General features: G+C 49.9%; 17 protein-coding genes. 12 read left to right on the top strand and 5 right to left on the bottom strand.

From position 1 onward, the window contains the following. The first annotated feature begins 103 nt into the window (after positions 1-103). Positions 104-1,513 (top strand): sodium-dependent transporter, encoded by a 1,410-nt coding sequence (locus ABC502_RS11350; RefSeq protein WP_345915960.1) that lies wholly within the window; start codon positions 104-106, stop codon positions 1,511-1,513. A 226-nt stretch (positions 1,514-1,739) separates the two neighbouring features. Here ABC502_RS11350 and rne read toward each other — a convergent pair whose 3' ends face one another. Next, a complete protein-coding gene (gene rne, locus ABC502_RS11345; protein ID WP_345915959.1) occupies positions 1,740-5,039 on the bottom strand; it encodes a ribonuclease E in 3,300 nt (1,099 codons plus the stop codon). 494 nt (positions 5,040-5,533) lie between these two features. On the opposite strand from rne, the gene rluC reads away from it, so the two are divergent. Further along, positions 5,534-6,487, top strand: a complete 954-nt coding sequence (rluC, locus tag ABC502_RS11340) for a 23S rRNA pseudouridine(955/2504/2580) synthase RluC (protein WP_345915958.1) — start codon at positions 5,534-5,536, stop codon at positions 6,485-6,487. A 1-nt stretch (position 6,488) separates the two neighbouring features. Continuing rightward, positions 6,489-7,172: an HAD-IA family hydrolase gene (locus tag ABC502_RS11335; RefSeq protein WP_330088294.1), complete on the top strand. Its 684-nt coding sequence runs from the start codon at positions 6,489-6,491 to the stop codon at positions 7,170-7,172. Positions 7,173-7,177: 5 nt separating this feature from the next. On the opposite strand, the gene ABC502_RS11330 is transcribed toward ABC502_RS11335, so the two are convergent. Continuing rightward, positions 7,178-7,774, bottom strand: coding sequence for a Maf family protein (locus ABC502_RS11330; RefSeq protein WP_345915957.1), 597 nt, complete (start codon positions 7,772-7,774; stop codon positions 7,178-7,180). 132 nt (positions 7,775-7,906) lie between these two features. Here ABC502_RS11330 and yceD point away from each other — a divergent pair, with 132 nt between their 5' ends. The 8 genes from yceD to fabF all read left to right on the top strand — a co-directional run bounded on the left by yceD (position 7,907) and on the right by fabF (position 14,139). Beyond that, on the top strand, positions 7,907-8,431 hold the full coding sequence (gene yceD / locus ABC502_RS11325) for a 23S rRNA accumulation protein YceD (protein WP_330088292.1): 525 nt from the start codon (positions 7,907-7,909) through the stop codon (positions 8,429-8,431). Positions 8,432-8,448: 17 nt separating this feature from the next. Further along, positions 8,449-8,613 (top strand): 50S ribosomal protein L32, encoded by a 165-nt coding sequence (gene rpmF, locus ABC502_RS11320; protein WP_091340992.1) that lies wholly within the window; start codon positions 8,449-8,451, stop codon positions 8,611-8,613. Positions 8,614-8,619: 6 nt separating this feature from the next. Beyond that, on the top strand, positions 8,620-9,660 hold the full coding sequence (gene plsX, locus ABC502_RS11315) for a phosphate acyltransferase PlsX (protein ID WP_330088291.1): 1,041 nt from the start codon (positions 8,620-8,622) through the stop codon (positions 9,658-9,660). A gap of 6 nt (positions 9,661-9,666) precedes the next feature. Then, on the top strand, positions 9,667-10,626 hold the full coding sequence (locus tag ABC502_RS11310; protein ID WP_330088290.1) for a beta-ketoacyl-ACP synthase III: 960 nt from the start codon (positions 9,667-9,669) through the stop codon (positions 10,624-10,626). A 42-nt stretch (positions 10,627-10,668) separates the two neighbouring features. After that, a complete protein-coding gene (gene fabD, locus ABC502_RS11305; protein ID WP_330088289.1) occupies positions 10,669-11,604 on the top strand; it encodes an ACP S-malonyltransferase in 936 nt (311 codons plus the stop codon). 18 nt (positions 11,605-11,622) lie between these two features. Next, positions 11,623-12,369, top strand: coding sequence for a 3-oxoacyl-ACP reductase FabG (gene fabG / locus ABC502_RS11300; RefSeq protein WP_345915956.1), 747 nt, complete (start codon positions 11,623-11,625; stop codon positions 12,367-12,369). A 127-nt stretch (positions 12,370-12,496) separates the two neighbouring features. Continuing rightward, positions 12,497-12,733 carry an acyl carrier protein gene (acpP, locus tag ABC502_RS11295; protein WP_228590370.1) on the top strand — a complete coding sequence of 79 codons (237 nt, stop codon included), beginning with the start codon at positions 12,497-12,499 and terminating at the stop codon, positions 12,731-12,733. 167 nt (positions 12,734-12,900) lie between these two features. Then, positions 12,901-14,139: a beta-ketoacyl-ACP synthase II gene (fabF, locus tag ABC502_RS11290; protein ID WP_330088287.1), complete on the top strand. Its 1,239-nt coding sequence runs from the start codon at positions 12,901-12,903 to the stop codon at positions 14,137-14,139. Between the two features lie 207 nt (positions 14,140-14,346). Here the strand turns inward: fabF and ABC502_RS11285 are convergent, their stop codons facing one another. The 3 genes from ABC502_RS11285 to ABC502_RS11275 all read right to left on the bottom strand — a co-directional run bounded on the left by ABC502_RS11285 (position 14,347) and on the right by ABC502_RS11275 (position 16,617). Beyond that, positions 14,347-14,556: a cold-shock protein gene (locus ABC502_RS11285; protein ID WP_330088286.1), complete on the bottom strand. Its 210-nt coding sequence runs from the start codon at positions 14,554-14,556 to the stop codon at positions 14,347-14,349. 232 nt (positions 14,557-14,788) lie between these two features. Then, positions 14,789-15,142, bottom strand: a complete 354-nt coding sequence (locus ABC502_RS11280) for a VOC family protein (RefSeq protein ID WP_345915955.1) — start codon at positions 15,140-15,142, stop codon at positions 14,789-14,791. A gap of 26 nt (positions 15,143-15,168) precedes the next feature. Then, positions 15,169-16,617 carry a S41 family peptidase gene (locus tag ABC502_RS11275; protein ID WP_345915953.1) on the bottom strand — a complete coding sequence of 483 codons (1,449 nt, stop codon included), beginning with the start codon at positions 16,615-16,617 and terminating at the stop codon, positions 15,169-15,171. Between the two features lie 134 nt (positions 16,618-16,751). On the opposite strand from ABC502_RS11275, the gene ABC502_RS11270 reads away from it, so the two are divergent. Then, entirely contained in the window at positions 16,752-17,090 is a 339-nt protein-coding gene (locus ABC502_RS11270; protein WP_345915952.1) for a hypothetical protein, read from the top strand. Positions 17,091-17,105 lie beyond the last annotated feature (15 nt).

Here is a 17,105-nt window from a genome sequence, read left to right as displayed (position 1 = left end):
GCATGCAGCGACCGAAAAGCTAGGATTTCAGCACGGGCCCTGATAGCATGCTGAAAAAACGAAAAACAATTCTAACAATAAATGTCAGGGAGTCCCAACCAAAATGAAACGTGAGCTGTTTAGTTCTAAGATTGGCTTTATTCTGGCCGCGGCAGGTTCTGCTGTTGGTATCGGTAATTTGGTCGCCTTTCCGGTAATGGCTAGCCAGAATGGTGGCGCCGCTTTTTTAATCATGTACGCCTTCTTTGTATTTTTTATCTGCCTGCCGGTAATGCTGGCTGAAATGAGCCTGGGTCGCCATACCCGGCAGAACCCACATGGTGCCTACAGTAAAATCGGGCAAAGCCCACTCTGGAATGGCGTTGGCTGGTTGGCTGTTATTACGCCCTTTATGATAGGGGTGTTTTATCTGGTAATTACGGTCTGGATTTTTGGCTATCTGGCCAAGGCGGTGATGGGGCAGTTGGATACGCTGGCACAGGATGGCGCTTTTGGTCTATTCATCAACAGCAATGAGCTTTATCTGTACATGGCGGTGGTGATTGGCCTGACTTTCTTAATTTTGCAGAGTGGGGTCAAGCAGGGCATCGAGCGGGCGGCTACTTATTTGATGCCTGCGTTGTTCGTGATGCTGCTGTTGTTGGTGGGCTACGTGCTGACGCTGGACAACGCCATGCTCGGTGTGCAGTTCTTTTTAATCCCTGATTTTAGCAAGATCAATGTGCAGGTACTTACCGATTCGCTGGCGCAGGCGTTTTTTTCCTTATCGCTGGCGATGGGCATTTTGATTACCTACGGCTCTTACATTCAGAAGAACAATGATATCGTTGGTGCCGGTAAGATGGTGGCAGGTTTATCCTTGTTGGTGGCCTGTTGTGCCGGCTTGCTTATTTTACCTGCGGTGTTCTGGTCGGATCCAACGATTGATCCATCAGAGCTGACTGATTCCAGTATTGGCATGATTTTTATGGTATTGCCAAAAATATTCCTGGCATTGCAGCAGGATATTGGTTTCTTTGGGGCATCTTTTGTCGCGTCTTTCTTCTTTTTGCTGGTGTTCTTCGCTGCTATGACCTCACTGATTTCGATCATTGAAGTGCCGGTAGCCAGCCTGATGGATACCAAAGGCATTTCCCGCCGCCGCTCTCTGATTACTTTGGGTGTTGTGATGGTGGCCCTGTCGGTACTATCGGCTTTGTCTTTTGGCCGGGTCGACTGGCTCACCAGCTTCCTGAGCTATGGTGGCGCGGACAAGTCGTTCTTTGATGTGATTATGGATGTGTTCTATTACAGCATCCTGCCGCTCAATGGCTTGTTATTATGTTTGTTTGTAATTTACCGCTGGCAGAAAGTGAATCTGCACGCCGAGATGCGAGAAGGCAACCCTGATTTTGAAGGCAGCCTGATGCAGAAATACATCGATGTCTCGCTGGGTACCTTTATTCCAGCCATCCTGGCGGTGATTTTCCTGCTCAATGTATTGGGCCGTTTCTTTGGCGTACAGGTGTTTTAAGCTAATACCCTTGCAGGGCATAGCATCCAACCCCAGCTTCGGCTGGGGTTTTTTATAGGGTTGATGTGGCTCAATCAAGCGGTAACCCAAGGACTGACGTTTGGGCCTGCAGTATATCGTGGTAAGGACAGGAATGTAGTAGCTGAACAACTGCAAATGATAAGCAGAGACAAAATAAAAAGGTGCCCCGCAGGACACCTTTTTTGTTTTGTGCTAAACGCTAAGCTTAATCGGCTTTGGTTTTACTCATCGGGGCTGTGGCTGCCTGACGAGCAGAGCCGGTGCCCGCTTTACGCTCTGAGCTTTGAACCGCTGGGCGTGCTTCGGCTGGCATCGCCGTTGGCAGCTCCGCAGCTGGCTCGTCAGTCACCTTTACCGGCTTGGCCATTTGCGATACCACCATTTGTTGGTAGCGATTGGCTCGGGCTGGTGCTGCCGGGGCTGGTGTGCTGGCTACCGAAGCAGCATGCTCTGCTGCTGGTGCAGGAGCAACTGCTTCAGTTACTTTTACGTCAGCTTTGCTTTCCGGTGCTGCTTCAGTGGTCGGTTTTGTCACCTCGGCTTGTTCAACCTTCTCAGCTTTCTGTGCTTTCTCAGCTTTCACGGCCGTTTCTACGGCTTTAGCAGGTGCTGCTTCGACTTGTCCGGTTTCAGACTTATCCGCTTTCACTGCTTTGGGTGCAGAGGCTTCAGCATCATCAGCTGGTTTTGCTTTGGCTTTACGGGCCGGCGCACGTTTGCGTGGTTTTTTGGCCGGCGCTTCATCTGGTGCCTTGTCCGTAGTTGTTGGTTCCGCTACTTCAGTGCCACTGGCCGCGTCAGCTTTAACCGCAGCATCTTCGGTGGTGGTCGCTGGCTCAGCCGGCTGTTCAGTGCTTGCTTCACTGCTTGTTGCTGCCTCACTGATCTTAGCTGGCTTAGCAGGTGCAGACGTTTCGAACGTATCAACTTGTGGGCTGGCCAGTAAGTCGAGCTGCTCGGTGGTTGGCTCTGCTGACGTTTCTTCCGCATCGCCATTTTGCTCTTTCTTGCGCTTTTGACCGGCAGCACGCAAATGACGTGGCGAGCGGCGGGCACGTTTGCGCTGATCGCTTTGCTCTTTGTCTTCTGTTTCGCTATCGACAGCATCGCTTTCAGTTGCATCTTTGTCGGTAGTATGACTGTCAGCTGCATCGGTAGGCTTGGTGGCCTGCTCAGCCTCTACAGTTTCGTCAACCGGCTGTACCTTCTTTGCCGCTTTGGCATTCGCTTCAGCTTGCTCCGGAACGCTTTGCTCAGCTGTCGGCTGATCGGCTTCTGTGCTCGTCACAGGCTGCGGCATAGTCGCTTCAGCTGCTGTATTTGCTGCTGGTATAGCATCAGTCGTTTCTGTGTTGGTCACAACAGTTTTAGTGGCAGTTGTATCCTGAACTTCGGCTACTGCAGGTTGCTGTTGAGGCTCTGCAGCTGCCTTTTCCAGGCGGACTGACTTTTGCAACTGACGACGCTGGCGACGTTCAGCGGCTTTACGCGGCTGAGCTGGCTTTTCCTCCGTGCGGTCGGCAGTGTTTTTGGCATCTGGTTTTGCCTCTTGTTTAGCTTCTGCTTTTGGTTCTTGTTTTTTGGCCTGCTCAGCTGCTCTGCCTGGTTTGGCAGTTTGTTTCTGCTGTGGAGCCGTTTGCTGCGTTTGCTCTTGCTCTGGGCTGCGACGACTATCCTGACCACCGCGACGGCGGTTGTTATTACGACGACGGTTGTTGTTTTGGTTGGCGCGACGGCTTTGCTCATTGCGTTGCTCGGCCGCTGGCTTTTCCGCAGGCTTGGTTTCTTTGCTCTCACTGCTGCCAAACAGTTGGCTAACCCAGCTCGACAAGCGTGCCAGCAAACCAGGTGTTGCGTCTACTTTGCTGGTAGCTGGCTGGGCTACAGGAGTAGCGGCAGGAGCAGGCGCGGTTGCATCGGGAATGCTGATAGCTGCCAACGCGGGCTTCTCTCTGGCAACACTTTCCTGAGTTAGTGGCTGGTACAGATCTTTGCTCAGATCCGGTGTTTTTACCATCTGGTAGCTGCTTTCATCCAGTTCTTCATCGATCCGAACCCGGATTACTTCAAAGTGAGGGGTTTCCATGTGCTCATTTGGAATAATGAACACATCAATACCATGACGCTTTTCAATGCGGCGCACGGCATCACGCTTTTCATTCATCAGGTAGGTGGCTACCGAAATAGGCACTTGCGCCTGAATTTGGCTGGTATTGTCTTTAATGGACTCTTCTTCAATCAGGCGCAGAATCGACAATGCGGATGATTCAGTGCTGCGAATAGTGCCGCGACCGTGACAACGTGGACACAGATGACCTGCAGACTCACCCAAGGATGGGCGCAGACGCTGACGGGACATTTCCAACAAACCAAAACGCGAAATCCGGCCAATCTGAACCCGGGCCCGATCCTGCTTTACCGCATCTTTTAAACGGTTTTCCACTTCACGCTGGTGACGTACCGGCGTCATATCGATAAAGTCGATAACAATCAGGCCACCCAAGTCACGCAAACGCAATTGGCGGGCAATTTCATCGGCTGCTTCTAAGTTGGTATTAAAAGCAGTTTCCTCGATGTCACCACCTTTGGTGGCTTTGGCCGAGTTGATATCAATTGCGGTCAGCGCTTCGGTGCTGTCAATCACGATGGAGCCGCCGGATGGCAAGCGTACTTCACGGTGGAAAGCCGATTCAATCTGATTTTCAATCTGGAAGTGCATAAAAAGTGGCACATCACCGGTGTACAATTTCACCCGATGAGCAAAGTCCGGCCGGAATTGCTGGATATAGAGGCGCGCTTCGTCGAAAATTTTCTGGCTGTCGATCAGGATCTCGCCGATATCACGGCGCAGGTAATCGCGGATGGCGCGAAACACCACATTACTTTCCTGGTGAATTAAGAATGGAGCCGGGCGGTTGGCAGCGGCATCGCTGATCGCAGCCCAATGTTTCAGCAAGGACTTTAAGTCGTAATCCAGTTCTTCAAACGATTTGCCAACCCCGGCAGTACGCACAATCAATCCCATGCCATCGGGCATGGTTAACTGACTTAATGCATCTTTTAAATCCTGGCGCTCGTCGCCTTCAATGCGGCGGGAAATACCACCGGCACGCGGGTTGTTGGGCATTAACACCAGGTAGGAACCAGCCAGGCTGACAAACGTCGTTAAGGCAGCACCTTTTTGGCCACGCTCTTCTTTGTCAATCTGGATAATAACTTCCTGGCCTTCTTTCACCACTTCTTTGATGTTGGGACGGCCGTCAAATTTATAACCAGAAGGGAAGTACTCGCGGGAGATTTCTTTTAGTGGCAGGAAGCCATGGCGGTCGGCACCGTAGTCAACAAAAGCGGCCTCAAGGCTGGGTTCAACCCGGGTGATTTTGCCTTTGTAGATGTTGGCTTTCTTTTGTTCGTGACCAGGGCTTTCGATATCCAGATCAAACAGACGCTGGCCATCGACCAGCGCAACGCGGATTTCTTCTTCCTGCGTTGCATTAATTAGCATTCTTTTCATTGTGTAGTGACTCTGTATTCAAGCCACAACGCAAGGACTCCGATCAACGGGTGCTCAGACGCTTTCAAACATCAAATGGTGCAGTCTCCCGACTGGAATGCTTGAGGAAACCTATTGTTAAAATTGACAGTTATCGCTGTAATTCATCAAATCTGACACACACCGCATTTCGCTGCGCTGCGTTATAGCATTTTTATTCAATTTTTGCTCTGCTGACCGGATCCTGTGTTTTGTCGGTGTTGGCAATAAATTACTCAGCATTGCCTCAGACAAAGTGGCGATTAATTTGCGCTGGGGGAGGAAAAACGTTGGTTTTCACCACGATTTCGGTATGATCCGCCCAGGTAGCGGTGCCGCACAGCATCTCTTATGTCGCTCAGAGCGCCCTAATTGCCATCATTCTGGCTGAATTAGCCCGGGCATTATCCCACTAATCAACCAGTAATAGCAACTTAAATGTAATTTTAGCAGAGTTCAAAGCCTTCATGACGGAAGACATAAAATTAGGTGTGCAAATTGTTGAAATAGAATCAGAATTTTCTGGTCAACGGGTAGATAACTTCCTGATCGCCAGGCTGAAAGGCGTCCCTAAAAGTGTGATTTATCGGGTGTTACGCAAAGGTGAGGTCCGAATAAACAAAAAGCGGGTCAAACCTGAGTACAAATTGCAAGCAGGTGACTTGCTCCGAATTCCACCAATCTCTGTACGCAAAGAGCCCGATGCGGTTTCTACCCAATTGGCTGTGGTGAAGCAATTGGAGCATAAAATTCTGTTTGAAGATGAGCACCTGTTAATCATCAACAAGCCATCCGGCATGGCAGTGCATGGCGGCAGTGGCTTGAACTTTGGTGTGATTGAAGCGTTGCGTGCGTTGCGCCCGGATGCGCGCCATCTGGAGCTGGTTCACCGGCTGGATCGGGATACTTCTGGCTGCCTGATGATTGCCAAAAAACGTTCGGTACTGCGGCATTTGCATCAGCAACTGCGTGATAAAACCGTAGAAAAAAAATACCAGGCACTGGTAGCCGGTGATTGGTCGGCTAAATTGCGTAAAGTGACAGAGCCACTGCGCAAAAACACCCTGCAATCTGGTGAGCGGGTCGTGCGGGTGGATGCCGTAGAAGGCAAAGAGTCTGAAACCCGCTTTCGGATTTTGCAGCGCTATCAGCAAGGCACCTTAATCGAAGCCTTTCCGGTGACCGGTCGTACCCACCAAATCCGGGTGCACACGGCTTGTAAAGGCCATCCGATCGCCTGTGATGATAAATATGGCGATAGCGATTTTACTCAGCAGATGAAAGCGCTGGGGCTGTCGCGATTATTTTTGCATGCATTTAGCTTACGGGTGCTACACCCGATCACAGAAACCACCTTAAGTATCGAAGCACCGTTGGACGATGATCTTGCCATGCTGCTTCAGCAGTTGCAGAGGGTTTAGTATGGCGTTTGAGATAGAACGTATCGAATTGGTTATTTTTGATTGGGATGGCACTGTGATGGACTCTGTCGGCCGTATTGTCTCTGCCATGCAAAGCGCTGCGCAGTTGACTGAATTGCCGGTACCATCTGATCATAGCGTGAAACAAATTATAGGTTTGAGTTTGGATCTGGCCTTTAGCACCTTGTTTCCTGCCATGACTGCAGCCCAGCATCAACGCTTGTTTGAGCATTACCGTGAACAATACGTGGAGCGCGATCCGACCCCGACGCCAATGTTTGCGGGTGCCGAAGCCCTATTTTTGCAATTGCGCCAGCAGCAAAAACGGTTGGCGGTAGCAACCGGCAAGGCGCGAAAAGGCCTGGATCGTATCTTTGCCGAAACCGGCCTGGCGCACTACTTTGATACTACCCGCTGTGCCGACGATGCCAAATCCAAACCTGATCCGGATATGCTGCTGCAAATTCTGGCAGAAACCCGTCTGCACCCAGAGCAAGCGTTGATGGTGGGGGATACCAGCCACGATATGTTGATGGCGCAGCAGGCCGGTATACCGCGCGTTGGCGTCACGCATGGGGTGCATGGTATTGAGGTACTGTCACAGTTCCAACCGTTGGCTATCGTTGATAATTTACCCCAGCTGCAGCGGTTATTTACCCAACCTGCAGTTACGTTGCCACTTTAAACCGGTTATGCCAGCGGGTTGATGTCATGCTGGCGCAACATTTCAAGCAATCGAATTAACGGTAAGCCGATCAAGCTGTTTGGGTCGGCTCCTTCGAGCTTTGCAAACAAGCTAATACCAAGACCTTCACTTTTAAAGCTACCGGCACAGTCCAGCGGTTGTTCAATGGCCACATAATTGGCAATTTCGGCATGGCTTAATTGACGAAAGTGTACATGAAATGGCTCGCAGCAAAGCTGGCTTTGCCCTGTAGCGGCATCAACCAACGCCAGCCCGGTTAAAAAGGTGACTGTGTTGCCACTGAATGCTTGCAACTGCGCCATGGCGCGTTCCGCGGTATGCGGCTTGCCAAGAATGTCGCCATTAAAAACCGCGACCTGATCTGATCCTATCACCAATCCATTGGTAAGGGTGCCCGCTACTTTGCTGGCTTTGGCCAGGGCCAGTCGTTGTACCAGCGTAGCTGGTGCTTCACCAGCTATCGGGGTTTCATCAATGTTCGGAGTGGCGACCTGAAATAGCAAGCCGATTTTTTGCAATAATTGCTGGCGGTACGGGGAGGTGGAAGCCAGCCAAAGCTCAGTTTGGAAGGGTTTACGCATACATCAACCTTGAACAAAACAACATCATGAGCTGTTACTATACGGATCTGGCTTTACAAATGCGATAAAATAGCCGAAAAGGATGCAGAATCCTTTGACAGCTTTGCAGTGGATCTATATGATGCGCGCCTTATGCAAAAAGTAAAAATTCCAGTTACCTTAGACCCGGTGCGGGCGGCCCAGAAACGATCATCGTATGATGGTGTGGTGCCGCTTAAAAATTTAAGCCGGTTATCAGAGCAACTGCTGGATACCAGTGGTGAGGTAACTGTACGGATTGATTGTGATATCGACGAGCAAAAGCTGGTCGTGCTATCAGGGGAAGCGAATTGTGACGTGCAGCTAAGCTGCGAGCGTTGTCGACAACCGATGAACCTGTCATTGCATTGTCAGTTTGCGTTTACGCCGGTTCGCAGCGATAATACAGCGCTGGATCATATTCCTGAGCGCTATGACGTGGTCGTTCCGGACGAACACGGTGAAGTGAATTTGCAGCAAATGGTAGAGGATGAGTTAATCCTGACCCTGCCAATGTATCCGGTGCATGACGAAAGCTTTTGTTCAGCATCGGATCAGCTTAGCAGCTTTGGTGTGGTGATTGATGAGCCGGAAAAACCGAACCCTTTTGCAGTATTGCAAGAATTAAAGAAAAAGTGATTTATTAGGAGAAAGCCATGGCTGTTCAGCAAAACAAAAAATCTCGTTCACGGCGTGATATGCGTCGCTCACACGACGCACTGACAGGCCCTACGCTGTCTGTCGACGCTACCACTGGTGAAACGCATCGTCGTCACCACATGACTGATAGCGGCTTCTTCAAAGGCCGTAAAGTCAAGTAAGTCTGGATGCACCTGGTGCAGCCAACACAAATACATATCGCGTTAGATATGATGGGGGGCGATCACGGCCCCCTTGCTACTTTACCTGCAGCCATTCTGGCTGTGCAGGAATTCCCTTATCTGTTACTTACCCTCTGCGGTGATGCAGCTTTGTTGCAGCGTGAGCTCAGCCAGCTTGGTTTTGGCAATCATCCCCGTTTACGTATTCAACACTGCTCTCAGCAAGTGAGTATGTGCGAAAAACCCAGCTCAGCGTTGCGAAATAAGCGTGACTCCTCAATGCGTGTAGCTCTTGACTTGGTAGAACAAGGACAAGCCGCAGCTTGTGTCAGTGCAGGCAATACCGGTGCATTAATCGCTATGGCGCATTTCGCATTGAAAATGTTGTCAGGTGTCGAGCGTCCTGCCCTCATAAGCACCTTGCCGTCTACAGCAGCACAGCCTGTCTACATGCTGGATTTAGGTGCTACTGTAAACTGCGATGCCGACACCTTGTTTCAGTTTGCCGTGATGGGGTCGGTGATGGCGGAAGAAGTAGAAGGTCTGGATGCCCCAAGGGTGGCTTTGCTGAATATGGGGGAAGAGGAAATTAAAGGCTCCGATCAAATTAAGCAAGCAGCGGTGTTGCTTAGTGAGTGCGATGAGCTGAATTATATCGGCTACATCGAAGGCAACGATATTTTTTCCGGCAAAGCCGATGTAATCATTTGCGATGGTTTTGTCGGCAATGTGGCTTTGAAGACTTGCGAGGGCGTGGCCAAGTTGATTGTAAATCAAATCCGGACCACACTGCTGAGCAGCTTGATTGGACGAATTGTCGGCAAACTGGCGCAACCCTGGTTAAAAAGCATGGTCAAAGGGGTGAACCCCGACCAGTATAATGGCGCAAGTCTGATAGGATTGCGCGGAATTGTCGTGAAAAGTCATGGAAATGCCTCCAAAGAGGCCTTTTTCAGTGCTATCCGGCAAGCTGTCCTAGAGGTTGAACGTCAGGTCCCGGCCAAAATTAAAGATCGGCTGGAACAGGTATTAATTGGAAAAGCGTAGGTTGCCATGTATTCTCGCATTATCGGAACCGGAAGTTATTTCCCGTCTCAAGTAAGAACCAACACCGATCTGGAAACCATGGTCGAAACTACCGATGAGTGGATCATTGAGCGCACTGGTATTCGTGAACGTCGTATCATTGCCAAAGATGAGAGTGTCGCTACCATGGGGGCAGCCGCTGCCCGCCAGGCCATCGAAGCCGCTGATATTGATAAGAACAGCCTGGATATGATTATTGTCGCTACCACCAGTGGGGCGCGTTCATTACCCAGCTCAGCCTGTGAAGTGCAGCGTGAACTGGATATTCCTGCTATTCCTGCCTTTGATGTGGCCGCAGCCTGTGCTGGTTTTTGTTATGCACTTAGTGTGGCGGATCAATACATCAAAAGTGGTATGGCGAAACGCATTCTGGTGATAGGCTCCGACTGCTTGTCCCAGTTGATAAGCCCGGAAGACCGAAGCATGGTGATCCTGTTTGGTGATGCTGCCGGTGCTGTGATTTTAGAAGCGTCTGAGCAGCCAGGGATTTTATCTACTCATATTCATGCCGATGGCAAATATTCAGAGTTACTTTATGTGGATAATCCAATCCGTGGTGATGTCGAGTCTGTGCATAATTCCTGGGGCTCGATGAAGGGCAACGATGTCTTTAAAGTCGCCGTCACTAAGCTATCGGAAGTTGTAGAGCAGACACTGGCTGCCAATAAGATGGATAAATCTGAAATTGATTGGTTGGTACCACACCAGGCCAACCTGAGAATTATATCTGCTGTCGCCCGTAAGCTGAACTTACCGATGGAGCAGGTGGTGATAAACCTGGACCGTTATGGCAATACGTCTGCGGCAACGGTGCCAACTGCCCTGGATGAGGCTATCCGTGATGGTCGCATTAAGCGTGGTCAAACTTTACTGCTAGAGGCTTTTGGTGGTGGTTTTGCCTGGGCATCTGCGTTGGTTAAGTACTAGCCCGCTTACTCATGGCACCGGTTTTACTACAGGATTAAGATTATGACAAAGAAAATTGCCATTGTGTTTCCAGGGCAGGGCTCACAAAGCCTTGGTATGCTTAGTGAGCTTTACGCTGCTCATGCCGTGGTTCGTGAAACCTTTGCTGAAGCGTCAGTTGCTTTGGGTTACAATCTTTGGGCATTAGTTGCGGAAGGGCCGGAAGAGCAACTAAATGAAACCGATAAAACCCAACCCGCTTTATTGACTGCTTCTGTGGCCTGCTGGCGTCTCTGGCAACAGCAGGGTGGAGCCAGTCCAGCCTATCTTGCCGGTCACTCCCTGGGCGAGTATTCAGCACTGGTTTGTGCAGGCGTACTCTCGCTGGCGGAAGCTGTTGTTTTGGTTGCCAATAGAGGTCGTTACATGCTGCAAGCCGTGCCTGCTGGCACCGGGGCTATGTACGCTATCATCGGTTTGGACGATCAGGCCGTTGCCGAAAGTTGTGCTCAGGTTGCGAACAATGAAGTCGTGGCTCCAGTGAACTATAACTCACCTGGTCAGGTTGTTATTGCTGGCCATAAAGCGGCGGTAGAACGGGCTGCTGAAGCATGCAAGGCTGCAGGTGCCAAACGGGCATTACCTCTTGCTGTTAGTGTGCCGTCGCATTGTGCCCTGATGAAGCCTGCTGCCAATACGTTGGCACAGGATATGGCTGCTATGGATTTTCAGCCAGCGACTCTTGCGGTGGTTAATAATGTGGATGTGGCTGTATGCTACGACAGTGCAGCCATTCAGGATGCCTTGGTGCGGCAGCTGTATAGCCCGGTGCGCTGGACTGAAACCATCGAGTGGTTAGCTGCTCAGGGGGTGACTGATGTTATTGAGCTGGGAGCTGGCAAAGTACTCTCTGGCTTGATTAAGCGCATTGATAAATCCCTGGCCGCTGTTTCTGTCAATGACAGCGCCTCATTAGCTCAGGCACTGGCCAACGAATAACACAAGAAAGGATTTTTTATGACAGCTTTATTTTCTTTAGAAGGCAAAGTTGCCCTGGTGACAGGTGCCAGCCGTGGTATTGGCCGGGCGATTGCGGAGCAATTAAAAGCACAGGGAGCTACTGTTGTTGGTACTGCGACCAGTGAAAAAGGGGCCGCTGCCATTACTGAGTACCTTGGTCAGCCAAATACTGGTTTGGTGCTGAATGTGACCGATACTGATTCGATTGAAGCTTGCCTTACCAGTATTAAAAATAATTTTGGTGATATTGATATTCTGGTCAATAATGCCGGTATCACCCGGGACAATCTGCTGATGCGCATGAAAGACGACGAATGGTTTGATATCATGCAAACCAACCTGACATCGGTGTTTCGTCTGAGTAAGGCCGTGTTGCGCAGCATGATGAAAAAGCGTTATGGTCGTATTATCACTATTGGTTCGGTAGTGGGTAGTATGGGCAATGCGGGTCAAACTAACTACGCAGCCGCCAAAGCTGGCGTACTGGGTTTCACCAAGTCACTGGCACGAGAGGTCGCTTCGCGTGGTGTTACGGTGAACGCAGTGGCTCCGGGGTTTATTGATACGGACATGACCAAAGAGTTATCGGATGAGCAAAAAGAAGCTATTTTTGGCCAGGTGCCTGCCAATCGCTTAGGACAGCCTGCTGAAATTGCTGCAACTGTTGCCTTTTTGGCATCAGAACCTGCAGCCTACATTACTGGCGAAACGATTCATGTCAACGGCGGTATGTACATGGTGTAAGCCCAGCATGTCAGACCAGCAAAAAAATGCCGGTAGGACGACTTGCATCAATGCAGGCTTACGCATAAACTAGCGCCACATAAAATTGCACGAACTGTTGCGATTTAAATGAAAAAAGGAAGAAAAGATGAGCAACATCGAAGAACGCGTTAAAAAAATCATTGTTGAACAACTGGGTGTTAAAGAGGAAGAAGTCAAGCCTGAAGCTTCCTTTGTTGATGACCTGGGTGCAGACTCTCTGGATACCGTTGAGCTGGTAATGGCTTTAGAAGAAGAATTTGATACTGAAATTCCTGATGAAGAAGCAGAGAAAATCACCACGGTACAATCTGCGATTGACTACGTCAAAGCCAACGCAGAGTAAGCCGTTCTGGCTAAAAACGGGTAGCCTGGCTACCCGTTTTTTGTTGGATGCTTTTATCCGGCAACTCTTGCAGCAAGCTTAGTGTCGGTCCAGAATAAATTCTACTGCAGCATCGCCTGTTGATGCTGCAGTAGAATTTATTTTCATCAGCTCCATTGGAGGATGCAGTGTCAAAACGTCGAGTCGTAGTGACGGGGCTGGGTTTACTCACCCCGGTTGGTAATGATGTAGCCACCAGCTGGCAAGCCCTGCAACAAGGTAAAAGTGGTGCAGGCTTGATTGAGCACTTTGATACCGAAGCCTACAGCACCAAATTCGCTGCCATGGTCAAAGACTTTGATGTCGAGCCCTACTTTCCGGCGAAAGAAGCCAAAAAGATGGATTTGTTTATCCAATACGGTGTTGCGGCAGGTATCCAGGCGTTTCGCGACGCTGGTATCGAAGTGACCGAGCAAAACGCTGGCCGCATAGGTGCAGCCGTTGGTTCTGGTATCGGTGGCCTTGGTTTGATTGAGGAAAACCATACCAAGCTATTAAACAGCGGCCCTCGTCGCTTATCGCCGTTTTTTGTGCCCTCGACCATTATCAACATGATCTCGGGTCAGTTGTCTATCATGTTGGGCCTGCAAGGCCCCAACATTAGTATTGTGACTGCCTGTACCACAGGCGTGCATAACATTGGTCAGGCGGCCAGGATGATTGCTTATGGTGATGCCGATGTCATGCTGGCTGGTGGTGCTGAAAAAGGCTCAACCCCACTGGGAATGGGGGGCTTTGGTGCGGCCCGGGCATTGTCTACCCGCAATGATGCACCGGAGCAGGCCAGTCGTCCCTGGGATAAAGACCGTGATGGCTTTGTGCTGGGCGATGGTGCTGGCGTGGTGGTACTGGAAGAGTACGAGCACGCAAAAGCCCGTGGCGCCAAAATTTATGCCGAGCTGGCTGGTTTTGGCATGAGCGGTGATGCTTTTCATATGACATCACCGCCGGAAAATGGCCGTGGTGGCGCTATGGCGATGCAAAATGCGCTGAATGATGCTGGGGTGAACCCGGAGCAAGTTGGTTATATCAATGCGCATGGTACCTCGACCAATGCCGGCGATTTAGCGGAAACCTGTGCGATTAAGTCGGTATTTGCGGCCAACAAAGACAGCATTATGGTGAGCTCCTCCAAGTCGATGATTGGTCACTTGCTGGGTGCGGCCGGTGCAGTTGAATCAATCATCACCATTTTATCGCTGCGCGATCAACTGGTGACGCCAACCATTAACCTGGATAATCCAGATGATGGTTGTGATTTGGATTATGTGCCACATACAGCTCGTGATGCCAAACTGGAGTATGCGCTTTGCAACTCTTTTGGCTTCGGTGGTACAAACGGCTCCATCCTATTTAAGAAAGTGTAACCCGCTTCTTGTGTGATCAAGCCCGCCTGGTGCGGGCTTTGCTGTATATGCAGTATGGAGGATCCCGTTTTATAACGGTAGTTTGCATGATTGAGAATTTAACTTTCTGACTGCCAATAAAAAAGGCAGCTGCATTGCAGTTGCCTTTTTTGACTAAGATGGCCGTAGGTTCAGAACAGTTTGAACTCAGCGGCGCTATCCTAACGATTAGATCGCAGTAATGTTAGACGCCTGTGGGCCTTTCTGGCCAGCAGTGACGCTGAACTGAACACGTTGGCCTTCAGCCAGGGTTTTAAAACCAGAGCTTTGGATTTCACTAAAGTGAGCGAAAACATCTGGTCCAGAAGCTTGTTCGATGAAACCAAAGCCTTTAGCTTCGTTAAACCATTTGACGGTGCCGGTAGTTGTATTAGACATGGTATGTACCTGTATTAATTAATAAATAAGATGCCTGATGTCAGGCGATTGTGCTGTGAGAGATGTTTTAACTTATGAATACAGGAAGAGTTACTAAAACGGCAATAACATTCGAGGTTTTGCATAAATAACGAACAAACTAATCAAGCACAGCCAGTGTATAGGTTTTCTTTGCGCTGTCAAACTTTATTTCTCATAGTTATAAAAAATAATGTTTTTATTTCTCTGCTGTCTATTGCTCCGACCAAACCGCGTATTCATTGCCACTAGGGTCGGTAAAGTGAAAACGCCGCCCGCCCGGAAAGTTGAAAATAGCTTGCAGGATCTGACCACCTGCCGCTTTCACATCAGCTAAGGTTTGCTCCAGCTCAGAGCTATACAGCACCACCAGGGCGCTGCCATGCTGAGTTAGCGCTAGGTGTTCACTTTGGTAATAACCACCATCAATGCCAGCATCGGTAATGGCCATATACTCCGGGCCGTGATCGACAAACCCCCAGCCAAATACCTTGCTAAAGAATGCTTTGGTCGCCGCCATATCCCGGCAGGGCAGTTCGATGTAATTGATTTTTCCACTTTGTTTCATGAGCTGTATCCTTGAGAAATGCCTCGCTATTCAGTGCGTAATTGCTGCAACAGCCAGCTACGAACTGCCTCCGTATTGTTGATATTGTCTGAGTATAGCCAACCAGCAGTTGGTGTGTAAGGCTCATTATGGCCGCGGGGTCGGTTGCGGTATACCTTTTGTGGAATAGCCAGGCTGCCTAATTGACTCGGTAGCTCTACATAACGAATGTCCATATAAACTGTATCTGCAAATGTAGGCTGACCAGCGTGAATGGCGCCAAGCGGTAGCAGCATATCGGCAAAATCAAGGCAGGCGCTGGCACAGGTACCATCTGTCAGCAGTATCACTTTGGCGGTGGTGAGTGAAGGGCTGGACGCAGCTGTACTGTCTTGCTGCGAGTCGCTGGTGCTTTGTGGTACCAACTCATTGGCATTGTGTTCAGCCATCCGACTTGCCAGCTGATGAAATAATTGAGTGATGTCGGCATCTGCGCCAAACTGTTCGGTCAACTCCTTTACAATTTCAGCAACTGCGGTGGTATTGTCGTCACTGGCTCGCCAGTAAGGCACAGCCTGCTCGAAGATTGGCATCAGCACGCTGTAACCATGCTCCTGGCCAAAGAGTGCTATGGCCAAATCTGCACCCCATTGTGAATTACCACCGCCATTGCCGCGAACATCAAACACTATCACCTTAGCATGGCGCAGCTCCTCCAACTGACTGGTCATTTGCTTTAACTGAACTTGTTGCAACGCTGAAGGTGCAAACGTAGGCAGGCTGAGCCAATAACTATTTGGAGCGAAGGAGTTCAAGCTGAAATCCTTGCTGGCAGTATGTGCTTCGTTGTGTTGTTGCCAGTTCTGTCTGGATGTTCTGCGCCAATGCAAGCGGTGCTGAACGCTTGCATCAGCATGCTCAAATACGCATTCTGTAAGCGCGTCGCCTTGCCAACTGCCATCCTCCCGCAGGATCAGTGGCGTAAAGTTGGCCTGAACGGCTAAAAGCTCAGGTAGCTGAATATGAAAAGGGAGCACCCGTTGCTCCAGCAACTGCTGGGGTGATAAACCATCGCAATGTTTTAGAACAGCACCTGTCGCCGGCAAAGCAATCGGCCATTCCTCAGCCGTTTGAGTCACTACCGTGTGTCTGCCTTGCTTCTGAACAATAAACCCAGGCCAACGCACCTGTGAGCGTTGGTGATTGAACGAGATAGCCACATGCCCATCGGCAAAACCCGCTATGTAGCGACGTTGTAAATTAAGCACCCCATCCAGATTATCTATCGCAGCGATACTACTGAGTGCTTGTTGATAGCCCTGTTCCAGCCAATGGTTGAAACCTGGATTTTGTTCATCAATCACGCCTGGGTGGTTGTCTTTCAGGTTCTGATAAACAAACTCCAAATCGGTTTTGGCCAATTGCTGCCATGGCTGACTGTTCGCACTCAGATGAAAGGTTGCAGCAACGCAAAGAAGAAGAGTCGTTTTTTTCATAAGAAATACTAAGTAAAGCATTGGATTACATCAATATAACCTGTTGCTTTGGTCAGCGCTACAGTTTCTAGGTCATAAGTAGCACCAGCATAAGCATATAGAACTAACCGGCAACAGCTGCTTTGAAGTTTTCTTTGAAACGAAGGGAAAGTGGTATCTGTTGGCCTTATCGCTATTTATCGCTGGCGAACCGGGCGGTATTTGCTTGCTACCTGCTGCATCAAACACTGCTGATTGTGGCCGCACTCTGGCTGACCCCTTATGCACTGGGAGGCTGGTTGGAAGCTGGTTTGGTGCTGTTGATCACAGTGCTTGGCTCTATCGGTTTTGTCTGGATCTTTTGGCAACTGCCCTGGTGCTCCGCTCTGGTGGGTTTAAAAACTGGCTATGTCTTTACTGAGCGTCAACGCACTATGGGCTATGCCTTGGTGCTGTTGCTGGTCAGCCCTTTGGCCATGACGTTATTGCTGTAATTTGCCCACAACTTG

The organism is Alkalimonas sp. NCh-2 (assembly GCF_039631345.1).
GTDB lineage: Bacteria > Pseudomonadota > Gammaproteobacteria > Enterobacterales > Alteromonadaceae > Alkalimonas > Alkalimonas mucilaginosa.
This window is presented reverse-complemented; position numbering and strand designations above follow the sequence as displayed.

What these genes read in the sequence shown, in the direction of transcription:
- ABC502_RS11285 (WP_330088286.1), bottom strand. Translation starts at nt 14,556, where the DNA reads ATGTCTAATACAACTACCGGCACCGTCAAATGGTTTAACGAAGCTAAA.
- yceD (WP_330088292.1), top strand. Translation starts at nt 7,907, where the DNA reads ATGCAAAAAGTAAAAATTCCAGTTACCTTAGACCCGGTGCGGGCGGCC.
- fabD (WP_330088289.1), top strand. Translation starts at nt 10,669, where the DNA reads ATGACAAAGAAAATTGCCATTGTGTTTCCAGGGCAGGGCTCACAAAGC.
- ABC502_RS11280 (WP_345915955.1), bottom strand. Translation starts at nt 15,142, where the DNA reads ATGAAACAAAGTGGAAAAATCAATTACATCGAACTGCCCTGCCGGGAT.
- ABC502_RS11350 (WP_345915960.1), top strand. Translation starts at nt 104, where the DNA reads ATGAAACGTGAGCTGTTTAGTTCTAAGATTGGCTTTATTCTGGCCGCG.
- rluC (WP_345915958.1), top strand. Translation starts at nt 5,534, where the DNA reads ATGACGGAAGACATAAAATTAGGTGTGCAAATTGTTGAAATAGAATCA.
- ABC502_RS11310 (WP_330088290.1), top strand. Translation starts at nt 9,667, where the DNA reads ATGTATTCTCGCATTATCGGAACCGGAAGTTATTTCCCGTCTCAAGTA.
- ABC502_RS11335 (WP_330088294.1), top strand. Translation starts at nt 6,489, where the DNA reads ATGGCGTTTGAGATAGAACGTATCGAATTGGTTATTTTTGATTGGGAT.
- plsX (WP_330088291.1), top strand. Translation starts at nt 8,620, where the DNA reads ATGCACCTGGTGCAGCCAACACAAATACATATCGCGTTAGATATGATG.
- fabG (WP_345915956.1), top strand. Translation starts at nt 11,623, where the DNA reads ATGACAGCTTTATTTTCTTTAGAAGGCAAAGTTGCCCTGGTGACAGGT.
- rpmF (WP_091340992.1), top strand. Translation starts at nt 8,449, where the DNA reads ATGGCTGTTCAGCAAAACAAAAAATCTCGTTCACGGCGTGATATGCGT.
- ABC502_RS11330 (WP_345915957.1), bottom strand. Translation starts at nt 7,774, where the DNA reads ATGCGTAAACCCTTCCAAACTGAGCTTTGGCTGGCTTCCACCTCCCCG.
- rne (WP_345915959.1), bottom strand. Translation starts at nt 5,039, where the DNA reads ATGCTAATTAATGCAACGCAGGAAGAAGAAATCCGCGTTGCGCTGGTC.
- ABC502_RS11275 (WP_345915953.1), bottom strand. Translation starts at nt 16,617, where the DNA reads ATGAAAAAAACGACTCTTCTTCTTTGCGTTGCTGCAACCTTTCATCTG.
- acpP (WP_228590370.1), top strand. Translation starts at nt 12,497, where the DNA reads ATGAGCAACATCGAAGAACGCGTTAAAAAAATCATTGTTGAACAACTG.